Here is a 26,225-nt window from a genome sequence, read left to right on the forward strand (position 1 = left end):
AGCGGGACAGCACGTGATACTGCTCGGCTCACGCCCGCAGGTTCTGTGTCAGCAACCCCGTTTTTACCCTGCCATGTGTGGGTCATCTGCGACCTCACGATGGGGCCAGAGCCTAACTTGTTATACAACTTTAAAAGTTGAGAGCCATCACAAAAACCCTTTCTGCGCTGTGGGATACTGGAAACCTGACAGATGACAGCCATTTAGCGCGCTGTGGGCGACAGAAAAGTCCATGAAGGCGGTGAGTGGCCGCGGTTTATGTGAGCAGGATCGCAAATAATTCCGTCACGGACCATAATTGGTATGATAACTTTGAGCCATACGTGGTTCAGCTGATGAGGATGTCTCTATGTCGCGTTTTATGACCGAGGATTTTTTACTGGATAGTGAATTCGCCCGTCGTCTCTACCACGACTATGCGAAGGATCAGCCGATTTTCGACTATCACTGCCACTTACCGCCGCAGCAGATTGCCGAAAATTATCGCTTTGCCAACCTTTATGACATATGGCTGAAGGGCGATCACTATAAGTGGCGGGCGATGCGCGCCAACGGTGTGGCTGAAGCGTTCTGTACCGGGAACGCCAGCGATCGCGAGAAGTTTGATGCGTGGGCGCGGACCGTACCGCACACCATCGGTAATCCGCTCTATCACTGGACGCACCTGGAGCTACGTCGTCCTTTCGGCATCACCGATACCCTGCTGTCTGAAAAAACCGCCGACAGCATCTGGCATCGCTGCAACGAGCTGCTGGCGCAGGACGCCTTTACCGCGCGTGGCATCATGCAGCAGATGAAGGTAAAAATGGTCGGCACCACGGACGATCCGCTGGATGACCTGCGCCATCATCGCGCCCTGGCAGAAGATGCCAGCTTCAGCGTGAAGGTGCTGCCGAGCTGGCGGCCGGATAAAGCCTTTAACATTGAAGCCGAAACCTTCCTGCCGTGGATCGGAGCGCTGGAGCAGCTGACCGACATCAGCGTGCAGCGTTTTGATGACCTGCGCCGGGCGCTGCATCAGCGGCTGGATCACTTCGCGGCGCACGGCTGTAAGGTGTCCGATCACGCACTGGATGTGGTCTGTTATGCCGACGCCGATGACGTCACGCTGGATAACATTCTGGCGCGCCGCCGTAGCGGCACCACGCCTACGCCACACGAGACGGCACAGTTCAAAACCGCAGTGCTGGTCTGGCTGGGCAGCGAATATGCCCGTCGCGGCTGGGTGCAGCAGTATCACATTGGCGCGCTGCGCAACACGAACCCGCGTCAGTATCAGCTGCTGGGGCCGGACGTCGGCTTTGACTCGATCAACGATCAGCCGCTGGCCGAACCGCTGGCACGCCTGCTGGGCGCACAGAACCTCAATAACGCGCTGCCGAAAACCATTCTTTACTGCCTGAACCCGCGCGACAACGAAGTGCTGGCTACGATGGCGGGCAACTTCCAGGGCGAAGGAGAGGCGGGCAAAATGCAGTTCGGCTCCGCCTGGTGGTTCAACGACCAGCTGGATGGCATGCAGCGCCAGCTGACCCAGCTGTCGCAGATCGGACTGCTGAGTCGCTTTGTCGGGATGCTGACCGACAGCCGCAGCTTCCTCTCCTACACACGCCACGAATATTTCCGCCGCCTGCTGTGTCAGATGATCGGTCGCTGGGTAGAGCAGGGTGAGGCGCCAGGCGATGAAGCCCTGTTAGGGCAGATGGTGCAGAACATCTGCTTTAACAACGCCCGCGATTACTTCGGCATTGAGCTGGGAGCCTGATGATGCAGAGGCTGAACCGCCGCGACTTTCCGGGCGCGTGCTATCGTGACCGGGTGATCCAGTTTGGCGAAGGCAATTTCCTGCGCGCCTTTATCGACTGGCAGATCGACTGGCTGAACGAGCATCAGGGCACTGATGCCGGGATCGTGGTGGTGCGGCCTCGTAACCGGGACGTCAGCGATACGCTGAATCAGCAGGAGGGACTCTACACCACGCTGATTCGCGGGCTGAACGCGCAGGGTGAGCCGGTCAGCGAAACCCGCCTCATCCGCAGTCTGAACCGTGAGATCCACCCTTATCAGCAGTTCGGCGACTTTATGGCGCTGGCGCAAAATCCTGACCTGCGCATGGTTTTCTCGAACACCACCGAGGCGGGTATCGCCTTTGCGGAGGCGGACCAGCTCACCGACCAGCCCGCCAGCAGCTTCCCGGGAAAACTGACGCAGCTGCTGTGGGCGCGCTACTCCCATTTTAATGGGGCCAGCGACCGTGGCTGGCTGGTGGTGCCGTGCGAGCTGATTGACCACAACGGCGACACGCTGCGTGAGCAGGTGCTGCGCTACGCCGATCACTGGCATCTGCCGACCGAATTTAAAAGCTGGGTGCATCAGCACTGCGCTTTCTATAACACCCTCGTCGACCGCATCGTCACCGGGTTCCCGGCGGAGAGTGAGCAGCTGCAAAGCGAGCTGGGCTATGAAGATCGCTATCTGGTGGCGGGCGAAGTCTACTACCAGTTTGTGATTCAGGGGCCGTCGGCGCTGTTCAGTGAACTGAAGCTGGAGGCGCTGTCGCCGCAGGTGCGGCATGTGGACAACATCGCGCCCTATAAAGCGCAGAAGGTGGCGATCCTGAATGGTGCCCATACCGCGATGGTGCCGGTGGCGTTTCTGGCCGGTCTGGAGAGCGTGGGCGAGGCGATGGCCGATCCGGCTATTGCCGGGTTTGTGGCGTCGTTACTGCGCGAGGATGTCATCCCAACGCTGGATCTGCCTGCTGCGGAGCTTCATGCCTTTGCCGATGCGGTTCTGCGCCGTTTCCGTAATCCCTTTATTCGCCATGCGCTGCTGTCGATTGCCCTGAACAGCATGACCAAATTCCGCACCCGTCTGCTGACGCCGCTGCTTAACGCACATCAGCAAACCGGGCAGTGGCCGGTGCACATTACCTTTGCGCTGGCGGCGCTGATCGCCTTTTATCGCGGCGAGCTGGCCGGAAAAGCGTGGCCGCTGCAGGATGATCCCCACTGGTTACAGCGCTATGCCGATGCCTGGCAGGCGCAGGAGAGCGGGGCGATGTCGCTGCAGCAGCTGGTGGAGAACGTGCTCAGTGATGCGCAGCACTGGGGCGAAGATTTAACCCGTCAGCCCGGGCTGGCTGAGACGGTTACCCGGCACCTGCAAAACATTACCGTCCACGGCGTTCGTGAGGCGCTGAGTCAACTGAGGTCACGCGATGCAAGACGCAATTAAAATCGATCCCCGCGACAATGTCGCCGTGGCGTTACGTGACTTAGCCGCAGGCGCGACGGTTGAGCTGCCACCACAGCGTGTGGTGCTGCACCAGGCCGTCGGGCGTGGGCATAAATTTGCCCTGCAGCCTGTCGGGCAGAATGAGTTGGTAATCAAATATGGCCTGCCGATTGGCCATGCCACGCAGCCGGTGGCGGCCGGAGAGCTGATCCACTCGCAGAATGCCCGCACCAATCTCAGCGATCTGGACCACTATGCATATCAGCCCGACGTCGTGTCGCTGCCGCCGCAGCGTGGCGATCGGGAGGTGCAGATCTACCGGCGCGCCAGTGGCGAGGTCGGCATCCGCAACGAGCTGTGGATCCTGCCCACCGTCGGCTGCGTCAACGGCATTGCGCGTCAGATCCTGCAGCGTTTCCTGCAGGAGACGCAGCAGGCGGAAGATATTGATGGCGCGTTCCTGTTCAGCCACACCTTTGGCTGTTCGCAGCTGGGGCAGGATCACGACAACACCCGCACCATGCTGCAAAACATGGTGCGGCATCCCAACGCGGGCGCAGTGCTGGTGATTGGTCTGGGGTGTGAGAACAATCAGGTCGACGTCTTCCGTGACACCCTCGGTGCTTTTGAAAGTGACCGGGTGGAATTTATGGTGTGCCAGCAGCATGACGATGAGGTGGAAGCCGGACTGGAACGTCTGCATGCGCTCTATCAGAAGATGCGTCACGATCGGCGTGAACCGGGCAGGCTCAGCGAGCTGAAGTTCGGGCTGGAGTGTGGCGGCTCGGACGGCTTCTCCGGCATCACGGCCAACCCGCTGCTGGGACGTTTCTCCGACCAGATGATCGCCAACGGCGGCACCACCGTGCTGACCGAGGTGCCGGAGATGTTTGGCGCGGAGCGGATCCTGATGAGCCGCTGTCGCGACGAGGAGACCTTCCATAAAACGGTCGCGATGATCAACGACTTCAAGCAGTACTTTATCGATCACCAGCAGCCGATCTATGAGAATCCCTCGCCGGGCAACAAGGCGGGTGGCATTACTACGCTGGAGGAGAAGTCGCTGGGGTGCACCCAGAAAGCGGGGCAGAGCCAGGTGGTCGATGTCCTGAAATATGGCGAGCGGTTAACCACACCGGGGCTGAATCTGCTGAGTGCACCGGGCAACGATGCGGTCGCCACCAGCGCCCTGGCGGGTGCCGGATGCCACATGGTGCTGTTCAGTACCGGACGCGGCACGCCCTATGGGGGGTTTGTGCCTACGGTGAAGCTGGCGACGAATACGCCGCTGGCGGAGAAAAAACCGCACTGGATCGACTTTAATGCCGGACGGCTGATTGAGGGGATGAGCATGGAGGCGATGCTGGAAGATTTTGTCGATACCATCGTGGCGATTGCCAGCGGTCAGCCCACCAACAACGAAAAGAACGACTTCCGCGAGCTGGCGATTTTCAAAAGCGGGGTGACGTTATAATTTGCGGGCAAAAATGACGATCCAGAAGTCGTCATTACCGTCTGTTGATTCGGTGCACTTCGCGGGTGGCAGAGTCCGATCGCAAAGTCGCTTAAAGCATCCCTGCTCGCTCGGCCCGCGCCTTCCCTGGCGCGGGACGCTTTGCTCTTCGGACTCAGCCACCCACTCTTTGAACTGCTGAGCTATCTGAAAGATTAAGCCCGGCTGGTTTCGCGTTCCGCTTCTGCCTGGCAGACAGCGGCGGTAAACAGAATATCCGTCGACGAGTTCAGCGCGGTTTCTGCCGAATCCTGCAGGACGCCGATAATAAAGCCGACAGCCACCACCTGCATCGCCAGGTCATTCGGAATACCAAACATGTTGCAGGCCACCGGGATGAGCAGCAGCGAACCGCCCGCCACACCCGATGCGCCACAGGCACAGAGGGAGGCCACCAGACTCAGCAGAATGGCAGTCGGCACATCAATGCTGATCCCCAGCGTATGCACCGCCGCCAGCGTCAGCACGGTAATGGTGATTGACGCGCCCGCCATACTGATGGTCGCGCCCAGCGGAATCGACACCGAATAGGTATCCTCATCCAGCTTCAGACGTTTCGCCAGCGCCATATTCACCGGAATGTTGGCGGCAGAACTGCGGGTAAAGAAGGCGGTGACGCCGCTTTCGCGCAGGCAGGTGAAGACCAGCGGATAAGGGTTACGGCGGATCTTCCAGAACACCAGCAGCGGGTTAACCACCAGCGCCATCAGCACCATACAGCCCAGCAGCAGCGCCAGCAGATGCGCATACTGCCACAGCGCACCAAAGCCGGTGGAGGCCAGAATTGACGCCACCAGACCGAAAATACCGACAGGCGCACAGCGGATGACGCAGCGCACCAGCCAGGTCACGGCTTCGGACGCGTCATTAAGAAAGGCGCGGGTGGTGTCACTGCTGTGCCGGAACGCCAGACCCAGACCAATCGCCCACACCAGAATACCGATATAGTTCGCCTGCATCAGCGCGGTGATCGGATTCGACACCATGCTCATCAGCAGCCCGTGCAGGACTTCCGTGATGCCGGAAGGAGGAACGATTTCGGTACTCCCGACCGCCAGCGTCAGCGTCTGCGGGATCAGATGGCTGAACAGCACCGCGACTACTGCCGCGAAAAAGGTGCTCAGCAGGTAGAGCATGATAATCGGCCGGATGTTGGTTTTCTGGCCCTGCTGGTGGTTCGCAATCGAGGCGATGACCAGCACCAGAACCAGTAAGGGGGCCACCGCTTTCAGCGCACTGACAAACAGTTCGCCCAGCAGACCGACCGCTAACGCGGCATCGTGTGAGATCCAGGCGAGCGCGACACCGGCGACCAGCCCAATCATGATTTGCTTCACCAGGCTACCGGCGAGCAGCGTACCCAGACGTGCGGAGAGAGTTTTCTGCATAATAGTTTCTATATTTTGTCGCGAATGTAGTTTCAGGCGCGATGTTTTGCATCGGCTAAAACGGTTTGCCCGGCGGAGTATAAGGAAAAGATCGGACGAGAAAAGAGAAAGTTCTGCCGCTGTGGAGCGCGTCAGATTTTTATTATGCTGAATAGTGGAAGTGTGACAGAGGGATGAAATGGCGCGGCAGGCTGCCACAAAATAAAACAGGGGCATCCGCTGCCCCCGCAGGTAATTATGGTGCGAGCTTTTTCTGGTCTCTTTTGCGGTTAACCCAGGCATTAATCAGCAGGGTTGATGCCAGAATGAGACCGACCACACTCAGCGAGATGCCGACCGGGATGTGGTAGAGGTCGACAATCAGCATCTTAAAGCCGATGAACACCAGCACAATCGCCAGGCCATACTTCAGCATCGAGAAGCGCTCTGCCACGTTCGCCAGCAGGAAGTACATGGCACGCAGACCCAGAATGGCAAACAGGTTGGAGGTCAGGACGATGAACGGGTCGGTGGTGACGGCGAAGATCGCCGGAATACTGTCGACCGCAAAGATCACGTCGCTCAGCTCCACCATGATCAGCACCAGCAGCAGCGGTGTCGCAAACAGCACGCCGTTTTTGCGGGTAAAGAACTTCTCACCGTCGAGATCGTCCGTCATGCGCAGATGCTTACGCAGCCAGCGCACCACCGGCTTGTCGCCTACTGCGCCATCATCCTCTTTCGCCAGCGCCATTTTTACCCCGGTAAACAGCAGGAAGGCACCGAACACATAGAGGATCCAGCTGAACTGGGTCACCAGCCAGCTACCGGCGAAAATCATGATGGTACGCAGCACGATAGCGCCTAATACCCCGTAGATCAGCACGCGACGCTGCAGGTTGGCCGGAATAGAGAAGTAGCTGAAGAGCATCAGCCAGACAAAGACGTTATCCACCGCCAGTGCTTTTTCCAGCACGTAACCGGTCAGAAAGGCGAGTGTCTGGGTGTTAGCCACTTCGCGTCCTGCGCTGCCTTCCAGATACCACCAGAAAGCGGCGCTGAACAGCAGTGAGACGGAAACCCAGATCAGCGACCAGATCGCCGCCTGTTTAAAAGACATGGTCTGCGCGCCGCGGCGTCCCTGCAACAGCAGGTCGATAGCCAGCATGATAAGCACCACAACCGCAAAGCTGCCCCAGAGTAAAGGTGTCCCCACAGTTTGCATATTCGTATCCTGTCTGAAAAATAAAAAAAACGGCTGAAGTCAGAAGACATCAGCCGCTTATTTTTGTGTAAGCAAACCTCGCCTTCCGGCAAGGTCTCACTTACAACACAGAAATCGATTCCGGGTTGCCTGACGACCGGATGCTTGCGCAACGTAGTGACGATCAATCAGATTACAAGTTACTCCCCTTTGCAGAAAGCTACGTTACGGTTTCACCGCCCAGGAAGCAACAGCTCGCAGACATATTTAGAAATATTTACACAACCGTCCGGTCGGCCGGGAAGATAACACCGGTTTGACGACGGATTTCAGTCAGCAGTGCCGCCGTGGTGCGTGAGATCGCAAGCCCGGGATGCGCCACCTGACGCTGCGCCACCAGCCGGGCAAATTCGGCCGCCTCATAACGCATCGTGTTGCTATGCTGCGGCTGACTTAACACCTGCTTTTCTCCGCCGCGGGGAATAAAGGTCAGCTGCTGACACTCCGATAACTTCTCAATAAGCAGCGATCCGGCTTCTCCCTGAATCTCGCTGGGCAGGCTGGAGTCACTGACTTTCGAGTGCAGAATCGTCACGTCGAAATCGCCGTAGTCGAGCACCACCACCCCATGTCCGTCCACGCCGCTCTCAAGCAGGGTGGCGCTGGCCTGCACCCGCTGCGGCGCACCCCACAGTGCCACCGCCGAGGCCAGGCAGTAATAACCGATATCCATGATCGAGCCGTTCGACCAGCGCGGATCAAAGGTGTTGGGATTTTCACCGTTGAGATAGCGCGGGTAGCGCGATGAATACTGACAGTAACTCAGCAGGGCTTTCCGCATCCGCCCCACGGCGGGCAGCGCCGCTTTTAAATGCAGGAAATTGGGCAGGCTGGCCGTTTTGAACGCCTCAAACAGCACCACCTGATGTTCCCGGGCGCAGGCGATCATCTGCTCCGCCTCGGCCAGATTGGAAGCCAGCGGCTTTTCACAGATGACATGCTTACCGTGCGACATAAACAGCAGTGCCTGCTGGCAGTGCAGAGCGTTAGGGCTGGCAAGATAGACCGCATCGATCGCCGGGCTGGCGGCCAGGGCCTCCAGCGAGGTAAAGGTTGCCTGGCAGGGATAGTCGGCGATAAAGGCGTCCGCCTGCTGCTGACTGCGCGAATAGACCGCACAGAGTTGCATCCCGCCGGTTTCATGCGCGGCATCAATAAACTGGCGTGTTATCCAGTTTGTTCCCACAATGGCAAAACGAATCACGTTTTCTCTCCGGCAGCGGTAAAGCGGCAGAGTAACATCTCTCCGGCGCGGTGCAATGGGGAGGGACGGGCAGGGATTGATCCTGCGATCCCGATTCCAATACTATGCGGGAGCGATGAATGTCAGGCACCAACCAGGGAGCGCAGGTGAAAGCAAGTAAGCACGCATTAAACTGGACCACACTGCTGATCGCCATTCCGGTCGGGTGTGCCGCATCGCTGGTGACGCTAGCCTTTCGCGGCGTGATTGAACTGATCAACCATCTGCTGTTTGCCCGCAGCGGGGAGATTAGCGGGTTACTGCCGCTCTGGCCGTGGATTTTCTGGCCGCTGCTGGTGGGGGCTGGCGGTGTGCTGGCGGGCTTTTTTCTGCGTTATGCGGTCGCCATTGAGCAGCAGCAGACGGTGAAAACCGACTATCTTGAGGTGATCAACGCCCGGCTCGATGCGGTGCCGACCCGAACCTCACTGTTCCGCGCCTTGTCCTCCATCGCCAGTATCGGCAGCGGCGCGTCGATAGGGAAAGAGGGGCCGATGGTGCAGCTTTCGGCGCTGTGCGGCAGCGCGATTGGCCGCCTGCTGCCCGCCTCGCTTAACCTGAAAAACAGTGACGTGGTGGCGATGGCGGCGGCGGCGGGGCTCTCATCGGTCTACCATGCGCCGCTGGCTTCGGCTATCTTCGTCGCCGAAATCGCCTTCGGCATCTCCGCCCTGCAGCGGCTGATCCCGCTGATTATCGCCTCCGCCACGGCGGTGATGACCATGTGGACGCTGGGCTTTCGCAGCGCGCTCTACCCGCTGGCGGAGGCAAACTTTGCCATGGATCTCAGCAGCCTGCTGATGACAGTGCTGATTGGTTTGTGCGCCGGTCTGGCGGGCTGGCTGCTGATTAAGTGCATTGCCCGCAGTAAAGCGCTGTTCAGCCGGGTCGCCTCCCTGCCGCTGCGCCTCGGTGCAGGCGGAGTGGCCGTGGGCTTACTGGCACTGCTCTCAACCGATATCCTCGGCAACGGCTACGAAGTGATTGTGAAAGTAATGGCGGGCCACTATCTGCTGCCGGGCCTGCTGCTTCTGCTGCTGCTGAAAACCGTTGCCACCAGCCTCTCGGTGGGCTCGAATGCGGTCGGCGGGCTGTTTACGCCGTCACTGCTGATTGGCGCGCTGCTCGGCGTGATCCTGGCGACGCTGGGAGCGATGCTGCATCTGCCGCTCGGCAATGTGCTGCTCTATGCCGCTATTGGCATGGCGGCGGTGCTGGCGGCGGTCAGCCAGGCCCCGCTGATGGCGATGCTGATGGTGCTGGAGATGACCCTCAACAGCAGCCTGCTGTTTCCGCTGATGATTGCCACGGTGCTGGCCTCCATGGTGGTCTATCGGCTGCAATCGGCCAGCACCTACCCGGTAGTAAGCCATCACTTCACCCGTTCAGAAGCGAAATATGATTTCGATAACATGCGCATTGCCGAGCTGATTATTCCCGGCGCGGCGTTGCAGCCGGAAGCGTCGGTGGGGCAGGCGCTGGCGGTCAGTTCACTGAAGCGCGAACGCTACGTCTATGTGATCAACGCCGGGGGGGCTTTCCTCGGCGTGGTCTCGATTCATGAGATTTCACGCCGGGTGCTGGCACAGGAGATCACCCTCGACTCGCCGGTGCAGTGCGTGATGGATCAGGATTTCCCGGTGATCTATCAGAACCAGAGCATGCGTGAAGGGTGGGAAGCCTTTGCCGCCGTCACGCTGGAGCGGTTGCCGGTGCTGAACAACCCCGCTGAGCGCCATTTTGAGGGCGCGCTGACCAAAACCAGTCTGATCCAGAAAGCGCAGGAGTTTCTTTAAGCCGCGTTGCCGCGCATCGCCTGGTCGGTCATCCAGAGCCGCGCATCAAATTCGAGCTGGTGGTAATCCGGCTCCATATGGCAGCAGAGCTGGTAAAACGCCTTATCGTGATCTTTCTCTTTCAGGTGAGCCAGCTCATGCACCACGATCATGCGCAGAAAAGGCTCCGGCGCGAGGCGGAAAAAGGTGGAGATACGGATTTCCGCTTTTGCCCGCAGTTTGCCGCCCTGCACGCGCGAGATAGCGGTATGCAGCCCCAGCGCATGCTTCATCACTTTAATTTTGTTGTCCCACACCACCTTACTGATCGGCGGCGCGTTGCGCATAAAGCGGTTTTTCAGCGCCTGGGTGTAGTCATACAGCGCCTTATCGCTCACGACATCGTGGGTATCGGGATAGCGTTCCTGCAGAAACGCGCCTAAGCGCTGATGGGTAATCAGGGTCTGCACCTGTTCAAGAAGGGGAGCAGGATAACCCTGAAGGTAGATGAGTGAGGACATTAGGGATTCCAGGCGAAAAAGAGTATACTGCGCGCCCTTTTTATCGGGGCGAAAATTAATCAAAGTGTACCACGCCGGAGAATTCATGAGCCAACTTGAACTGAACGATCGCACACTGATCCTGCATCGCTTCCCGCAGATGCGTGACGAAAGTCCATTACAAGCCTGGGATGCGGCTGATGAGTATCTGTTACAGCAGGCGCTGCCAGAGGGGCCGGTGCTGGTATTCAACGACAGTTTTGGTGCCTTAACCTGTGGTCTCAATCCGCGTCCCGTCTGGCACGTCAGCGACTCCTGGCTAAGCCAGCAGGCCGCCCGGCAGAACCTCTCTTTCAACGGGATGGATGACAGCGACGTCCACTTTATTGACAGCCTGGCGGCGCTGCCTGCTTCCCCGGCGGCGGTGCTGATTAAAGTGCCGAAGACGCTGGCGCTGCTGGAGCATCAGCTGCGCGCGATTCGTGAAGTGGTGACCCCGGAGACGGTGATTCTGGCGGCAGCCCGCGCCAAAGAGATCCATAACTCCACCCTGCAGCTGTTTGAACAGATCATCGGCGAGACGAAAACCTCGCTGGCGTGGAAAAAAGCGCGGCTGATCTTCAGTCAGTTCAGCCAGCCTGCCCTGCGCGAAGCCAGTCCCACGCAGGTCTGGCCGCTGGATGGCACCCCTTATCAGATCCACAACTACGCCAACGTTTTCTCACGCAGCTCGCTGGATATCGGCGCACGCCTGTTTGTGCAGCATCTGCCGGAAAATATCGAAGGCGAGATTGTCGATCTGGGCTGCGGTAACGGCGTGGTGGGGCTGATGGCGCTGGCACAGAACCCGCAGGCTGAGGTGCATTTTCTGGATGAGTCCTACATGGCGGTCGCCTCCAGCCAGCTTAACGTGGAAGTGAACCGTCCGGAGGATCTGTCACGCTGTCAGTTCCTGGTCAACAACGTGCTGAGCGGCTATCCCTCGGACCGGCTGCACGCGGTGCTGTGCAACCCGCCGTTTCACCAGCAGCACGCCGTCACCGATCACCTGGCGTGGCAGATGTTCCGTGATGCCAAACGCTGTCTGCAATATGGCGGCGAATTGCGCATCGTCGGCAACCGCCACCTCGACTATCACCAGAAGCTGAAAAAGCTGTTCGGCAACTGCACGCTGGTCGCCTCTAACCAGAAGTTTGTAGTGCTGCGCGCAGTGAAAATGCGCTAGTCAGACACGCAGCGCCAGCGCGGTCGCCTGTGCGATGGCTCGGCGCGCATCCAGTTCCTGCGCCACATCGGCACCGCCGATCACCGTCACCTTCTGTCCCCGTGCACGCAGCGCCGCTTCCAGTTCGCGCTGCGGCTCCTGTCCGGCGCAGATAATCACATTATCGACCGCCAGCAGCAGGGTTTCACCGTTGCGCCGCAGGTGCAGCCCGCGATCGTCAATCGCCAGATACTCCACGCCGCCCCACATCTCCACGCCGCGCGCCTGCAGACTGGCCCGGTGGATCCAGCCGGTGGTTTTTGCCAGCCCGGCGCCGGGTTTGCCTGTGCGGCGCTGCAGCAGCCAGATCTGCCGTAATGCGGCGGGCGGCTCGGGGGCCACCACACCGCCGCGCTGCGTCAGGCTCTGATCGATACCCCACTCAGCGTAAAAGGCCGCGCGATCCGCGTCATGCGAAGGCTGCGACAGAAACTCCGCCACATCAAAACCGATGCCACCGGCTCCGATAATCGCCACCCGTTTCCCCACCGGACGCCCATCGCGCAGCACCTCAAGGTAGCTCAGGACGCTGGGGTGATCGATGCCCGGAATATCCGGCGTGCGTGGCTGAATGCCGGTGGCCAGCACCACCTCATCGGCATCACCCAGCCCATCGGCTGTGACCCGGCAGCCGGTCCTGACTGTCACCCCGGCGGCCGCCAGCTGGTGGCGGAAATAGCGCAGGGTTTCACTGAACTCCGCTTTGCCGGGGATCAGCCGGGCAATATTGAACTGGCCGCCGATATCGGCGGCGGCTTCATACAGCGTCACCTGATGTCCGCGCCCGGCCGCCTGCAGGGCAAAGGCCATTCCGGCCGGGCCACCCCCGACCACCGCCAGCCTGCGCGGAGCGCGACTGGGGATAACCGGCATCAGCGACTCGTGGCAGGCGCGCGGATTGACCAGGCAGGAGGTGATCTTTCCGGCGAACACCTGGTCGAGGCAGGCCTGATTACAGGCGATGCAGGTGTTAATGCTGTCCGGTTCGCCGCGCTGCGCTTTGCTGACAAAGGCGGCATCGGCGAGGAAAGGGCGCGCCATCGACACCATATCGGCGCAGCCTGACTGCAGCAGCTCTTCGGCGACGGCGGGGTGGTTGATGCGGTTAGTGGCGATGACCGGCACCGACACGTGAGCACGCAGGCGCTGCGTGACCCAGGCAAAGGCCGCGCGCGGCACGCAGGTGGCGATGGTCGGGATGCGCGCTTCATGCCAGCCGATACCGGTATTGAACAGCGTGACCCCACACTGCTCCAGCTCGCCCGCCAGCAGCAGCGTCTCCTCCAGCGTACTGCCCTCTTTGATCAGATCGAGCATCGACAGCCGGAAGATAATGATAAAACGGTCGCCGGTGGCGGCGCGCACCGCGCGGGTGACCGCCAGGGCAAACTGCATTCGCTGGCGGAAGTCGCCGCCCCAGCGGTCGCTGCGCTGGTTGGTGTGCTTCACCAGGAACTGATTAATCAGGTAGCCTTCAGAGCCCATGATCTCGACGCCGTCGTAGCCGGCCTCTCGGGCCAGGCGGGCGCAGCGCGCAAAGTCATCAATAGTCTGTTCAATCGCCGCCTCGCTCATCGCCTGGGGCGTAAACGGATTGATCGGCGCCTGAAGGGCAGAGGGCGCGACCAGATCGGGCTGATAGCTGTAACGGCCGGTGTGCAGGATCTGCAGGGCGATTTTGCCCTGATGCTGATGAACGGCATCGGTAATCTGCCGGTGCCAGTGACACTGCGCCTCCTCTGTCAGCATCGCGCCGTGGGCGGTGGTAACACCCTGCGCATTAGGGGCAATGCCGCCCGTGACAATCAGCGCGACGCCTTCGCGCGCGCGCTCGCCATAGAAAGCCGCCAGCCGGGCTGCGCCATCCGGGTGCTCTTCCAGGCCGGTGTGCATGGAGCCCATCAGGAAACGGTTTTTCAGTCGGGTAAAACCCAGGTCCAGCGGCCTGAACAGCGCGGGATAGTCGGAATGGACGGCCATGATCAGCACTCACGATAAAGTGGTCGGATGAGTTAACTCTAGCCATTTCTGTGTTAAAAAAAAAGTGAAAGAGTGTCAGGGTGTGAGTGAAATCAACATCAGCTGCGACAGGCCGTGCGTCCGCCGTGGCCGATTTTCACGGCGGGCGCGATTATCGCCGCCGGATCCAGGAGTAGCGGGAGTGATAGCCGCTGCCCGTATGGGTGTTGAAGCGGTAGCTTGAACCGCTCTCGGCCATGCAGTAGGTGCAGACGCCGACATTATCGATCTGCGCAGCCGGAACGCCCGCATCGACCAGCATCTGCGTCGCCAGCGCCGGCAGATCGAACCAGATACCCTGCTGACGCGCCGTCGCCTGCGGGCGCTGAGCCTCACCATTGACCGGCTGCTGCCTGTGCCAGCGCAGCCCGCGGGCCAGCGCCGGATTCCGGGCGATCTCCGCCAGCTGAGGTTCAGCCAGCTCATAACAGCAGGGGCCGAGTGCCGGGCCGATCGCCACCAGCAGATTCTCTGGCTCGCTGCCCTGTTCGCACAGTTTTTCCACGGCGCGGATCAGCACGCCCGCCAGCGTGCCTTTCAGTCCGGCATGCACCGCCGCCACGATGCGCTGCTGAGGATCGGCGATCAGCACCGGCAGGCAGTCAGCGGTATACACCGCCACCGGGCGCGTCCCGCTGCTGATAATGCCATCCGACTCGCAGCTTTTGGATGGGGTGTTTTCGACGTCGAAGACGACCGTGGCACTGTGGCGCTGATGCCCCCAGGCGGCATCGGCGGGCGGTGGCTCACCGGCGGGCTGAAAGGCATAATCCACCCAGTCCAGCGAGTCGAGCAACGGCGAGCGCGGGATAACGGCCATAGGAATCTCCTGTGATAACAGCGTGCATTGGGCTGCCAACAGCTTACGTTAACTGCTACATTTTTGAAGCGTCTCCTCAGCCCTTTCTCACCTTAAGGATGAAATGATGAAAACCTCCGCAAAACTTGCCGCCTCCGGACTGGTTGCCCTGCTGCTGACCGGCTGCGCCTCCTCGTCACATCAGACCGCTCAGCAGCAGCTCGGGCAGCAGTCGGTGCTGGCGGTCAACTGGTTCCAGCAGTCCGGCGAATATCAGGCGCTGACCTGGCAGGCGTTCAACACCGCACGCATGGCGTTCGATCAGGCACCGTCGCTGACCGGCAAACCGAAAGCCGTGATTGTCGATCTGGACGAAACCATGCTGGATAACAGCGCCTACAGCGCCTGGCAGGCGAAAAACGGTCAGCCGTTCAGCAGCAAGAGCTGGTCAGCCTGGACCCAGGCGCGACAGGCGAAAGCGGTGCCCGGCGCGGTTGAGTTTGCACGCCACGTCACCCAGAACGGTGGCACGCTGTTCTACGTGTCGAATCGCGATCAGAAAGATTACGCCGCCACGGTGGCGAATATGCAGCAGCTCGGTTTTCCTGACGTCAGTGAAAAAACGGTGCGTCTGAATACCGACAGCTCCAACAAGCAGGCGCGTTTCGATGCCATCAAAAATGCGGGCTACAACGTGGTGCTCTACGTGGGCGATAACCTCAACGATTTCGGCGGAGCGACCTGGCATCAGGGCAATCAGCAGCGTCGCGATTTTGTGAATCTCAATCATCAGCAGTTTGGCACGCAGTTCATCGTGCTGCCGAACCCGCTTTACGGCGACTGGGAGAGCGGTATGGCGGAGAATTACAATAAGCTGACGCCGGAACAGCAGCTCTCCGTGCGGGAATCGCGCCTGCAAAGCTGGAACGGTAAATAATTCGTCAAGAAAAAGAGCCTGACCCGTTCAGGCTCTGTTAAATTCTGGTCCTGATTTACTTTCCGCTGTCACTATTTTGCTGCGAATTAAATTAATCATCTCTCGCTTTATTCTTATCTCAAAGCAGGCGTATTTAACTGGCTCTTTGCTATTAAGATGGTTGATTGTGCTAATGGTTAATTTTTTAATTAAGAGTAATCCTGGTAAAAGTGGGGCGGACGGGCAGGGCAAGAAAAAGCCATGCGGTTAGTGTTTGTATTTATTTGTCAGCAATAAATTAATTCATTTATTTTAAAGTTTTTAACTGACTGATATATATTGTCTTAATCTGCTATGCTTATGTTTCCTCATTTTTCTCCTGCTGAATTAAATTTACTTTCCTCTGACTTTTGCTGACGTTTAATTGACAAATCACGCCATGTTAAAGCGTTGTGAAATATTGCTCGTGCATTGGCAATGGTTAACGTCTATAACCTTTTTCTGTGACCTTGTTCTTATTTACCTGGCGGCTCTCACGCTATTTGTGAGCCGATACACTTTGTGATCAGCCAGGATGCGACATCCCGGTAGTAGAGAGAAGATGAATGTGACGACACTTAAACCCTTATTAGCGAAAAATCGCAGTTGGGCATTACAGCGCCGCCAGCGTAATCCAGACTATTTCAAAAAATCCCTTCATCAGCAAAAACCGCACTCGCTCTGGATTGGCTGTTCAGACAGCCGTGTTCCGGCCGAAGTGCTGACCGGCTCCCACCCAGGCGAACTCTTTGTGCACCGCAATATCGCCAACATGGTGCTGGAGGAGGATGACAATCTGCTGAGCGTGCTGCAATACGCGCTCTTCTTTCTCAACGTGAAACGCATCGTGCTCAGCGGCCACTACGGCTGCGGCGGGGTTGAAGCCGCACAGAACCTGCCAGGCAGCGTGCTGGAAGGGCAGGACACCGCACTGGGAAGGCGTATTCAGCGGCTGCGTGATGACATTCAGCAGGGGCTGGCCGAGGAAGGGCCAGCAGACGCGACCCCCGATGAACAACGCGATCGGCTGGTAGAAGCCAACGTTAAAGCGCAATTCGCCAGGCTGGTGAAGTCTGAGCCGGTCAGGCAAATCTGGCAATCGGGCCAGGAACTGGAGGTGTTTGGCTGTGTTTATGACCTACGCTCCGGCCATCTCAAAGAGCTGATTCATCAATCTTCAGAGGAGCCTTCATGATGAATTCTGATACCCTGCGCCGCGACATCCCGGCGGGTCTGGTGGTTTTCCTGGTGGCTTTACCGCTCTGTCTGGGTATCGCTCAGGCCAGCGGGCTGCCGCCGTTTGCCGGTCTGCTGACCGGGGTGATTGGCGGTCTGGTCGTCACCTCGTTAAGTCCCTCCCGCTTTGCCGTCAGCGGTCCGGCGGCGGGTCTGGTCACTATCGTTGTCGCCTCGATGGCGACGCTGGGCAGCTTCTCCGCCTTCCTCACCGCGCTGATTATCGCCGGGGCATTGCAGTGCCTGTTGGGTCTGTTGCGCGCCGGACGGTTTATCTCGCTGGTGCCGGGCAGTGTGATTAAAGGCATGCTGGCGGCGATTGGCCTGCTGCTGATCATGCAGCAGATCCCGGTGGCGCTGGGCGCGGCGGGCGATGCGGAGCTGGTTTCGCTGGTGAATGGGGAGATGACCTTCTCACTGCCGTCGATTGTCGTGGCGGCGGTCGGTTTAGCCATTTTATGCCTTTGGACAACCGCCCCGATCAAACGCATTAAGGCGCTGGCCTGGATCCCCGGACCGCTGATTGCGGTGCTGGTCGGCTGCGTCGCTACGGTGGCAGGCGGAAGGCTGTTCCCGGAGATGGCGCAGGGGCTGGCACGCATCTCGCTGCCCGCCTTCGACAGCGTCTCTGCGCTGGTGGCTGAGCTGGAAACGCCTGACTGGATGGCCTGGCAGAATCCGCAGGTCTGGGTCGTCGCCGTGACGCTGGCTCTGGTTGCCAGCCTGGAAACCCTGCTGAGTCAGGAAGCGCTGAAAAAGCTGCGTCCGCAGACGCCCGCGCCGTCGCCCAACAAAGAGATGTTCGCTCAGGGCATCGGTAATCTGACCGCCGGTTTTCTGGGCGCGATGCCGATAACGGCGGTGATTGTGCGCAGTTCGGTCAACGTCAGCGCGGGGGCGCAGACAAAGCTCTCCATCTTCATTCACGGTGTGCTGCTGCTGATCTGCGGCATGTGGTTCAGTGAGATGCTGAACGCCATTCCCCTGGCCAGCCTGGCCGCGGTGCTGCTCTACACCGGCTATAAACTGGCGACCCCTAAACTCTTTGTCGAACAGTTCCGGATGGGGGCCCAGCAGTACGTGCCGTTCCTGGCGACCATCGTCGGCATTATTACGCTGGGGATGCTGGTCGGCATCGGCATCGGTATCGCCACGCAGATCCTCTACAGCATCTATAAAAGCCATCGCAACGCGCTGCAGCTCACCCGTTATGACGACCACTACGTCCTGCGTTTTCAGCAGAACCTGACGTTTATGCACAACCCAAAGCTGCAGGGATTGCTGGATGAGATCCCGGAGAACAGCGTGGTGATTATCGATAATGACAATGCGGAATATATCGATCCCGATGTGAAAGCGGTGCTGAAAGATTTTGGCGACAACGCGGACAAGCGCGGCATCCGCCTGAGTCAGTGGCCGGTGGCCGTAAAATAGCCTGAAGCGCAACGGCAGCATCAGCAGAAGAGCAAAAATCGGATATCTCGGATAGCCGATTTTTTTACTGGCGGGGCATAATAAAGCCCCGTTTTCTGCTGTCATCTGCTGTGCTTACCCGGCACTGGGTCATTTTATTGAGTTAGCCCATGAAGTGGGGTTTTATCGCAGGATGACATTGAGGGCATTCAGGATTTAATCATTCTGACACCACGCGCCTGTTCAGGCTGGCGTGGAGAGCCAGCCTCACCGCGATAAGGTCCGGACGCATGCGCACACCGCTATTTGAAGAGCACAACGCAAAGAAGAACGCATTTTTGCTGTTTTTAATCACGCTGCTGTTTTGTTTTATCGGCGGACATCTGCGCTTTCCCAAAGAGCTCTCTCTCTTCTGGCCGGTCAATGCGATCGTGACGGGCGTCATCGTCCGCAATCCCTTTCTGCACCGGGGCCGCTACTACCTGGCTATCCTGGCCGCCATGGTGTTCAACGACACCGTTTTTTCGGGCTGGGCGTTCTCAGCGTTAACCCTTAACGTGGCGAATGTGCTGTTTGTGCTGGTGGCGGTGACGCTGCTGGTCAGGCATCTTCAGCACGATTCCGGCAGTGAGCGGATTACCAGCGTGCTGCGAATCTTCCCGGCCTGCCTGCTGGCCGCGTTCACCTGTGCCAGCTGGGGCGCGCTGGCGCAGCAGGCTGATTTTGATACCGGGCTGGCGGTGGCATGGGCTGACTGGTTCAGCGAGCAGTTCTCCACCGGGCTGATGCTGCTGCCGTTTTTGCTGACCCGCGACTGGTCGTCGCTGTCGCCCCGCCAGTTTCTGCACATCCGCAAGCTGCTCCCGGTTATCGCCGTGGCGGGTTCGCTGACGATCGGGGCGATGATGGGAGGCGCGGGCAGCCTGACGTTCCCGGTTCCTGCGCTGATCTGGTGTGCGGTGGTGTTGCCCATGCCGCTGACCAGCCTGGTGATTTTACTGACCGGCATTACCGAAATTATCCTGGTGTCGCACGGCGTGATGAACATTCAGGGCAGCGATGCGATGTTGCCGCTTAACCATCTCACCTCGGCCCGGCTGGGGGTGGCGACCATCTCCATCAGCCCGCTGATCGTGGCCGCGAGTATGGATGCGATCCGTCAGCTTAACCAGCGCCTGGCGCTGCGGGCGAATTACGACTTCCTGACCCGGCTGCTGTCGCGCTCCGGTCTCTATGAAAGCCTGCGCAGTGAACCCATCTTCCCTGAACGCAAAGCGGGCGTTATCCTGCTGGATGTCGACTACTTCAAAGCCATTAACGACAATTTCGGTCATGACGCGGGCGACAGCGTGCTGGAAGAGATCGCGCGCCGGATGCAGCGGGTGGTGGGCAAAGAAGCGGGACGCATCTGCCGTTTTGGTGGCGAGGAGTTTGTGGTGGTGCTGTTCGATCAGAACCCGGAGAGACTCTATTTTCTGGCTGAGAATATCCGGCAGACGATGGCGAAAGAGAAGTTCTGGCTGCAAGGGAATACCGTGACGGTGACCGTCAGTCTGGGACTGGCGCATGACAGCGCCGCTGAGGCGACGGAGTGGCCCCCCGTCATCAACCGGCTGATCTCTGCGGCAGATAAAAACCTCTATCTGTCGAAACGCAACGGCCGCAACCAGACCTCACCGGTTAACTACCGCACCTTCACCAGCGACGTGGCCTGACGCCACGCCGCTGAGGCAATTAGCTGACGCTGCTTTTCAGGGTGCTGGCCTGCTGGTGGCGCTCGATGGCCAGGTCGATCAGGCGGCTGATCAGATCCTGATAGCTGAGTCCGGCTGCCTGCCATAATTTCGGGTACATGCTGATATTGGTGAAGCCGGGCAGGGTATTCACTTCGTTGACAATAATCTCGCCGTCGTCGGTTAAAAACACATCGACGCGCGCCATACCAAAACACTCCAGTGCCGTGAAGGCTTTAATGGCGACCTCACGAATGGCATCGCTGGTTTCCGTGGAGAGGGCGGCGGGCACCACCGTCTGCGCACCGCTTTCCGAGATGTATTTGGTGTTGTAGGAGTAGAAGGCATCATGCACCACCACTTCGCCGCAGGGGCTGGCTTCGGGCGCATCGTTGCCCAGCACCGCGCACTCAATTTCGCGTCCTTTAATGCCCTGTTCAATCAGCACCTTACGGTCGAAGGAGAAGGCGAGCGCCAGCGCGGCGTCAAATTCCTCCAGGCTGTCCACTTTGCTGACGCCGACCGATGAACCCTGATTGGCGGGTTTGATAAACAGCGGCAGGCCAAAGCGGGCAATGACAGCCTCTGCATCCAGCTGGGCGCGCTGCGCCTGGGTGACGCTCAGCCACGGGGCGACCTTCAGACCGGCATCGCGTAACAGGCGTTTGGTGAAATCTTTATCCATGCTGACCGCAGAACCGAGCACGTCGGAGCCGACAAAGGGTAACGAAGCCATCCGCAGCAGGCCCTGCAGAGAGCCATCCTCACCCAGCGTGCCGTGAACGATAGGGAAGATGACATCGATCTGCGACAGCGGATGTGCGTTGTGACGGGTGATAACCTGCTGCTGAGTATGACCGGGTACCAGCGCCACATCGTCAGCCGCGCGATTCAGGGCGATCAGTGACGGATTCTCAGCGTTCAGTAAGAAGTTGGACGCATCGTTAAGACGCCAGTGCCCCTGTTTGTCGATGCCCAGCAGCACCACGTCGAACCGGGTTTTGTCTATCGCCTCAAGGATATTTTTGGCCGACTGCAACGACACTTCATGCTCAGCCGATTTCCCGCCAAACACGATCCCTACCCGCAACTTAGTCATCAATTTTGCCCACTGAAAAATCAAAACCTTAAGATAGCATGGGGTTTGCGCGGGAAAACAGGGTAAGGCGCGAGATAATTTTTCAGCGGCCGTTAACCCTCATCGCTGACGACAAAGCTGCCGTTAAGCTGCCACTGTTTCCGCTCACTCACCCGGGTGGCATCGGCAGCCAGCCAGGTGACTATCGTCACTTTTGCACGTAGCGTGCTGCCGGAGGCGATCTGGCCCTCTTTGCGGAACTGCAGAGGCTGACCGGCGCTGAACGCCATCGCTGCCGCCTCTGTTCCGGCTCGTTCGATCGTGACCGGACGATCGTCGAGCGTCACATCATGCAGGGTCAGTGTCGCCCGGCCCTGTTCGCCAAACAGATAGCTGTCGGCGTCTTTCGCGGGCCCGCTGAACATCAGTTTTAGCGGTGTCGGGCGGTCACAGATGACCGTGATCTCTGACTCTCGCGGGTCACCCATCCGCAGTTCGACGGCAGTCAGCGCATTGCCCGGGCGACCGAGCAGCTCGCCCCGTGTCATTTCACCGTAATCAATCCGTGGATCGCTGAGCTGAATTTCGCACGCCGCACGGGCAGGGAGTGCGGCAAAAAGGCCACTGAAAGCCAGCAGCAGAGGCAGAACAGAGAGCTGTTTCATGGGACGCATCTCGCGGAAAGTGAGGCATAAAGGGTGCCGGGCTGGTTATACCAGGGCGTAAGCATATCGATGGCACACTGACGGCCATTGCGGTCGAGGCTGAATAGCGGCTCGTCCGGCAGGTCGTCGAAAAAGAGCGTGCCATCTTCATTCACAAAGGCGATCAGATGACCTTTGCCATTTTTGACAGGGGCACCCGGTGCCGGACTTTGCTCTGGCGGGAAGCTCACCAGCGCCCGGCGAACCGTATAGGCGGGCAGAATCACCGGCACTACCGCGCCGCGGTAAGGCGTGATGTCTGCAATACCGCTGATGACCTGGACATTGTCAGGCAGGCTCTGGTTTTCGATCTGTACGGTATTCTTCTGCCACGGTGTCCAGGAGGTGATGGCATGACCCGTGTGGTCGCTCCACACCACGCCGCCAGGGGTGTGGATACTGACGTCAGGCTGGGGGCTGTTGAGGGAAATAATGCCAAAGGTATCGCCTGTTTTGCGGGGCGAAAAGGTCACTCCCTCACTATGCAGGACGGCGCTGCCGCGCGCGCCCGCGTTGTAACTGGTGCTGTTTTCATTATGCGAAACGCCGCCGCTCAGCTGACTGTATTTGGTGGTCCAGGTTGCGGAACCCGCAACTGACGCATCCTCACGCTGACTTTTCTCCCCGGAGACGCTCCAGGCAAATTTATCATTCAGGGTGCTGTCAACACCCATGCCGGCGCGTGTTTTCCCCCGGGTGTCATTAACCCAGCTGCGCACGCTGCTGCGGCTGCCGAGCGGAACCGCGAAATTGAGGTAAACGTAATGGTCATCAGTGTGGCGCTGATCCTGCGTGAGCCGGTTTTTCTGGATGCCGAGATTGACGTTCACTTTTCCGAAGGTGCGGCCCCAGCTGAACATGTAGCCCAGACTTTCTGCATTCTGCCAGCTCTGTGACAGGCTGCCGGAAAAGGCGAGCACGCCGAGCTGCGGCTGGCTATAACTTATCCCCGCGGCGTACTGTGACCGGATCTGTCCATTCTCCTGACGGGCGTCTCCGGCGCGCCATGAACTGCCTGGATCTCTGAAATCACGGCTGCGAAAGCTGGCGGAAGAGGTCAGTGATAATCGCGGCGTCACGCCTGCGCTGATGCTGAGCTGGTGAGTGAGGCCCTGCATGTTGCCTCGCTCCCCGGCCGAATCCTGCACCTGCGAGGCGGTCTGGGTCAGGGAAGCGATAAGGCGTTCTGCCAGCCGCAGCGTGGTGCGCCAGGAGGCGGCCTGATAGTGCTCGCTCATCAGCCCGCCTGCCGTCACGGCCATGAAACCATTCTGATAAAGTCCGGCGGAACCGACGAATACCGGGAACGACTCATCGGTCAGGCGCAGACGTCCGGCGGCCAGAGAGAGTCCGGCATTTGCCAGAGAAACCGTGGTCTGAGCCTGAATATAGGGGATCGTCTGCTGCTGACGATGACCGGACTGGTCATGGCTGACGATCTCAAAATCATCGGACTGATTGATCGCCGGGATGTCAGCCAGTGTGTTCATGCCTGCTGTGACCTGATAGGTCTTCAGCAGGATGCCCGCCTGCCAGACCTCGGCAGTACCGGCTTGTGAGAAGAGCAGATTCAGCGACACGCCGCTGTTTCCGCTATTTTCTGCACTGCGTTCTGGCATGAGTTGTGCGCCCAGCAGGTTTATGCCGGAAAACAGGGTGTCGCCCGCGGTGATCTCACCTATCTGCACGACCGACGCCCAGCCGGGAAGGGAGCGCTGGGCATAACTGTACAGTCGGGTCAGCTGGTGGTGTTCATTCTGGCTGGTATAGCTCTGCCCGCTGCGGAGTACCCAGTTGTTGATATTGCCCCCAATCTCGGAGGTCAGCGTCTGCGAGTGGTGGTTTTGTCCGGCGCGCGTCTGGTACTGATAGCGTCGGCCATCGTAATTCATCACCAGCGCATTTCCCCCGCTGGAGAAGCGCGGATGCGCAGACAGGTCGCCTGCCGGGACCTTCAGCAGCAGGCTGCTGCGGTCAACCTGCTGCTCCAGCAGAATCGGGCTGTCGGATGGCAGCTGCAGGCAGCGCGCATCCTCTGCCTGACGGAAACGATCGGGGATGATCCCCAGCTTTTCTGGCAGATCGGCTGGCCAGCAGGGATTACCGGCCTGATCAAAGGTCAGGATATGCACCCCTTTGCTTTGACCGTTAATGACAATATTGACGGGCTGTTTCCCCGGCAGAAAGTGCGTGCCTGCATCAAGCAGTTCAGCGGCACTGGCGTCGTAGCCGAGCGCTTTGAGCATCTCTTTGTCATAGCGGTTTGCCGCCTGCACACAGGCTGAACTGACCACAAGGCTGAGTATCAGAAATTGTTTCATGGATAAAGGTGAACGGGCTCAGAGCGGCACATTAAAAGGGGCGGTTAAAATTCCATATCGGGTGACGGGGTGCAGAAGCAGGGCTTTCACCTTATTCGCGGAGGCAGCAGGCAGAGCCACATCAAACTTTTCACCCGGAAGAATGTAGGAATTTTTCAGTTCAACCGACCCTTTGCCGGGCAGTAAATTAATCTCTCTGGTGAGCCTGACGATATAAGGTGTCGGATTTTCAATGTGCAGAGAGGCGCCTGAAAGATGGAAGGTCAGCCCTGTCCAGGGCGCGGTGTTTACCGGCAGGCTGGCGGGGGAAATAATGACCGGAATATTCTGGCCAATGAGAATGCGGGCGCGATTCTTTTTACCATCATCCTGCGGGATAGAGACAAAATTAATTCGCTGCATCTTCTGGGTATCCAGCCTGACACCCTCTTTTAACACCACCCGGATCTGCTGGTTTTTCCCTCCATCGACACGAACCAGTTGAGGGGTAATAATCAGCCGGTTTTCAGGGTCTTCAGGAATTGTCTGCAGGCTGCTGTGCAGCAGCGCCGTATCCCTGTCTGTGTTCAGTACATTAACCGTCACTTCACGATTCTGGTCATCAAGAAATAAAGCCGGTACTTCAGGCTTCATGCCGGCTGCAAATACGCCGGATACAGACAAGGAAAAGAGAATGGCAACAGAGAGAATTATTTTCATTTTATTTTTACCCTGTATTTAAAACGCGAAGGCCGGACGGCCTTCGCTGACAATCATGAAAAATTACAGATAAACCACAGAGAAAGTGACGTTACCGTCAATAGGCACTTCTTCACCGCTCGGGTAGGCATCCGCTTTCTTCAGAATCATTCTTGACGCAATGGAATAGGAGGCTTTAGTCATGGCTGCCGGGGTGGTGCTATTGGCATCCGCCGCCAGGGTAAAATAGCCGTTTTTGGTCAGCGTTGCGGGTGCTGTAGCCGTCACATGAGTGAGGGACCATGCCGCTTTATCGCTACTGGTCAGCACATTGGTATTCGCTGCACCGTCGGCGGTTGCGTCGGTAATTGCCAGTGCCATCGCCCCCACATGTCCCTGGGCGCTGTCTGTCCCTAAGCCGAAAATGTGTGCATCTGATAAGCCTGAAACGGAGGTTTTCATCTCTTCAGACATGTTCGCCAGCGTCATGGCACTTGCCGCACGGTTATCTGTTGTCTGAACGGCAATCGCGACAGGCGCTTCACAATCCACATTCAGGGTAACGGTGTTGCCCTGTTTAACATTGCTGTCCTTTAGCAGTGTCGCTGCGGCGATGGTGCCAAGATCAATGCTTGCAGAGCTTAATGCCACACCACAGGCGGCTGGAGTGATGGTACCGGTGATGGAAAGGGTCGCAGATTCTGCAGCCTGACCCGCAAAACTGACGGACGCCATCGCGGCAATAATGGTGGTGCTTAATAATAATTTTCTCATATTATCTCTCTTATCAGATTTGTTATAAATGAGCAGTTCTGAACAGACCGAACGCTCTCTTTGCTGTGCGGAGTAATCAGCGTGCAAAGTGATAATGAATAAGAGATATGAGGCGCATAATATTCTTATCCCTTAAACTGAGCACACTGATTAATCGCCTTCTCCTGATTTTTAATTTTGATTCAGGAAGGTCAGGCTAACATAGAAGTTTATTAATGGTTTAGTTAACGAATAAGTAAAGTTGTCTTCATTTGAAGGTGAGTGTTTATAGCATGTTTGATGCGTTATAGTTTTTTCTGTTTAACCTTATATTTATAATTTAAAATTAACGGCAGGGAGAAAATGGTAATAA

At 58.4% G+C, this 26,225-nt stretch carries 20 protein-coding genes; 9 read left to right on the forward strand and 11 right to left on the reverse strand.

Features of this window, described 5'->3' with window-relative positions; all coding sequences use genetic code 11:
- Positions 1-349 precede the first annotated feature (349 nt).
- The 3 genes from uxaC to F3I47_RS19910 are packed head-to-tail and all read left to right on the forward strand — an operon-like array spanning position 350 to position 4,711.
- Positions 350-1,765, forward strand: a complete 1,416-nt coding sequence (uxaC, locus tag F3I47_RS19900; RefSeq protein ID WP_009087351.1) for a glucuronate isomerase — start codon at positions 350-352, stop codon at positions 1,763-1,765.
- A 2-nt stretch (positions 1,766-1,767) separates the two neighbouring features.
- Positions 1,768-3,237 carry a tagaturonate reductase gene (locus F3I47_RS19905; protein WP_150030264.1) on the forward strand — a complete coding sequence of 490 codons (1,470 nt, stop codon included), beginning with the start codon at positions 1,768-1,770 and terminating at the stop codon, positions 3,235-3,237.
- On the forward strand, positions 3,221-4,711 hold the full coding sequence (locus F3I47_RS19910) for a UxaA family hydrolase (RefSeq protein WP_150030228.1): 1,491 nt from the start codon (positions 3,221-3,223) through the stop codon (positions 4,709-4,711). Before F3I47_RS19905 ends, F3I47_RS19910 begins: the two co-directional genes overlap by 17 nt.
- Before the next feature lie 194 nt (positions 4,712-4,905).
- Here F3I47_RS19910 and sstT read toward each other — a convergent pair whose 3' ends face one another.
- From sstT to F3I47_RS19925, 3 genes are all read right to left on the reverse strand, one after another.
- Positions 4,906-6,138: a serine/threonine transporter SstT gene (sstT, locus tag F3I47_RS19915; RefSeq protein WP_111208118.1), complete on the reverse strand. Its 1,233-nt coding sequence runs from the start codon at positions 6,136-6,138 to the stop codon at positions 4,906-4,908.
- 235 nt (positions 6,139-6,373) lie between these two features.
- Entirely contained in the window at positions 6,374-7,342 is a 969-nt protein-coding gene (locus tag F3I47_RS19920) for a TerC family protein (protein ID WP_009087344.1), read from the reverse strand.
- 256 nt (positions 7,343-7,598) lie between these two features.
- Positions 7,599-8,585 (reverse strand): Gfo/Idh/MocA family protein, encoded by a 987-nt coding sequence (locus F3I47_RS19925; RefSeq protein WP_150030227.1) that lies wholly within the window; start codon positions 8,583-8,585, stop codon positions 7,599-7,601.
- Positions 8,586-8,731: 146 nt separating this feature from the next.
- Here F3I47_RS19925 and F3I47_RS19930 point away from each other — a divergent pair, with 146 nt between their 5' ends.
- On the forward strand, positions 8,732-10,420 hold the full coding sequence (locus F3I47_RS19930) for a chloride channel protein (protein ID WP_111208139.1): 1,689 nt from the start codon (positions 8,732-8,734) through the stop codon (positions 10,418-10,420).
- On the opposite strand, the gene F3I47_RS19935 is transcribed toward F3I47_RS19930, so the two are convergent.
- The gene (locus F3I47_RS19935; protein WP_009087337.1) at positions 10,417-10,920 is read right to left on the reverse strand and encodes a M48 family metallopeptidase; all 504 of its coding nucleotides are present in this window, start codon (positions 10,918-10,920) and stop codon (positions 10,417-10,419) included. The genes F3I47_RS19930 and F3I47_RS19935 overlap by 4 nt on opposite strands.
- 85 nt (positions 10,921-11,005) lie before the next feature.
- Between F3I47_RS19935 and rlmG the strand changes: the two genes are divergently transcribed.
- Positions 11,006-12,124, forward strand: a complete 1,119-nt coding sequence (gene rlmG / locus F3I47_RS19940) for a 23S rRNA (guanine(1835)-N(2))-methyltransferase RlmG (RefSeq protein WP_111208120.1) — start codon at positions 11,006-11,008, stop codon at positions 12,122-12,124.
- Here the strand turns inward: rlmG and F3I47_RS19945 are convergent, their stop codons facing one another.
- Together F3I47_RS19945 and F3I47_RS19950 are read right to left on the reverse strand one after the other, a co-directional pair.
- Entirely contained in the window at positions 12,125-14,143 is a 2,019-nt protein-coding gene (locus F3I47_RS19945; RefSeq protein ID WP_150030226.1) for an NADPH-dependent 2,4-dienoyl-CoA reductase, read from the reverse strand.
- Between the two features lie 151 nt (positions 14,144-14,294).
- The gene (locus F3I47_RS19950; protein WP_150030225.1) at positions 14,295-15,002 is read right to left on the reverse strand and encodes a polyphenol oxidase family protein; all 708 of its coding nucleotides are present in this window, start codon (positions 15,000-15,002) and stop codon (positions 14,295-14,297) included.
- Positions 15,003-15,108: 106 nt separating this feature from the next.
- Between F3I47_RS19950 and F3I47_RS19955 the strand changes: the two genes are divergently transcribed.
- The 4 genes from F3I47_RS19955 (at position 15,109) to F3I47_RS19970 (ending at position 20,300) form a co-directional block, all read left to right on the forward strand.
- Complete coding sequence (locus F3I47_RS19955) at positions 15,109-15,918, forward strand: 5'-nucleotidase, lipoprotein e(P4) family (RefSeq protein ID WP_150030263.1); 810 nt, start codon at positions 15,109-15,111, stop codon at positions 15,916-15,918.
- Between the two features lie 580 nt (positions 15,919-16,498).
- The gene (locus tag F3I47_RS19960; protein WP_033736060.1) at positions 16,499-17,131 is read left to right on the forward strand and encodes a carbonic anhydrase; all 633 of its coding nucleotides are present in this window, start codon (positions 16,499-16,501) and stop codon (positions 17,129-17,131) included.
- On the forward strand, positions 17,131-18,606 hold the full coding sequence (locus F3I47_RS19965) for a SulP family inorganic anion transporter (RefSeq protein WP_150030262.1): 1,476 nt from the start codon (positions 17,131-17,133) through the stop codon (positions 18,604-18,606). Before F3I47_RS19960 ends, F3I47_RS19965 begins: the two co-directional genes overlap by 1 nt.
- 269 nt (positions 18,607-18,875) lie before the next feature.
- Positions 18,876-20,300, forward strand: coding sequence for a GGDEF domain-containing protein (locus F3I47_RS19970; RefSeq protein WP_150030224.1), 1,425 nt, complete (start codon positions 18,876-18,878; stop codon positions 20,298-20,300).
- Positions 20,301-20,319: 19 nt separating this feature from the next.
- On the opposite strand, the gene ddlA is transcribed toward F3I47_RS19970, so the two are convergent.
- From ddlA to F3I47_RS19995, 5 genes are all read right to left on the reverse strand, one after another.
- Positions 20,320-21,417, reverse strand: coding sequence for a D-alanine--D-alanine ligase (gene ddlA / locus F3I47_RS19975; protein ID WP_150030223.1), 1,098 nt, complete (start codon positions 21,415-21,417; stop codon positions 20,320-20,322).
- A 92-nt stretch (positions 21,418-21,509) separates the two neighbouring features.
- Positions 21,510-22,061, reverse strand: coding sequence for a hypothetical protein (locus F3I47_RS19980; RefSeq protein ID WP_150030222.1), 552 nt, complete (start codon positions 22,059-22,061; stop codon positions 21,510-21,512).
- Positions 22,058-24,421, reverse strand: a complete 2,364-nt coding sequence (locus tag F3I47_RS19985) for a fimbria/pilus outer membrane usher protein (protein WP_150030221.1) — start codon at positions 24,419-24,421, stop codon at positions 22,058-22,060. The genes F3I47_RS19980 and F3I47_RS19985 overlap by 4 nt, the downstream gene beginning before the upstream one ends.
- 18 nt (positions 24,422-24,439) lie before the next feature.
- The gene (locus tag F3I47_RS19990) at positions 24,440-25,120 is read right to left on the reverse strand and encodes a fimbria/pilus chaperone family protein (RefSeq protein WP_111208126.1); all 681 of its coding nucleotides are present in this window, start codon (positions 25,118-25,120) and stop codon (positions 24,440-24,442) included.
- A 63-nt stretch (positions 25,121-25,183) separates the two neighbouring features.
- Entirely contained in the window at positions 25,184-25,873 is a 690-nt protein-coding gene (locus F3I47_RS19995) for a DUF1120 domain-containing protein (RefSeq protein WP_150030220.1), read from the reverse strand.
- Positions 25,874-26,225: the final 352 nt, after the last annotated feature.

The organism is Pantoea sp. M_10, from assembly GCF_008631515.1.
Taxonomy (GTDB): Bacteria; Pseudomonadota; Gammaproteobacteria; order Enterobacterales; family Enterobacteriaceae; genus Pantoea; species Pantoea anthophila.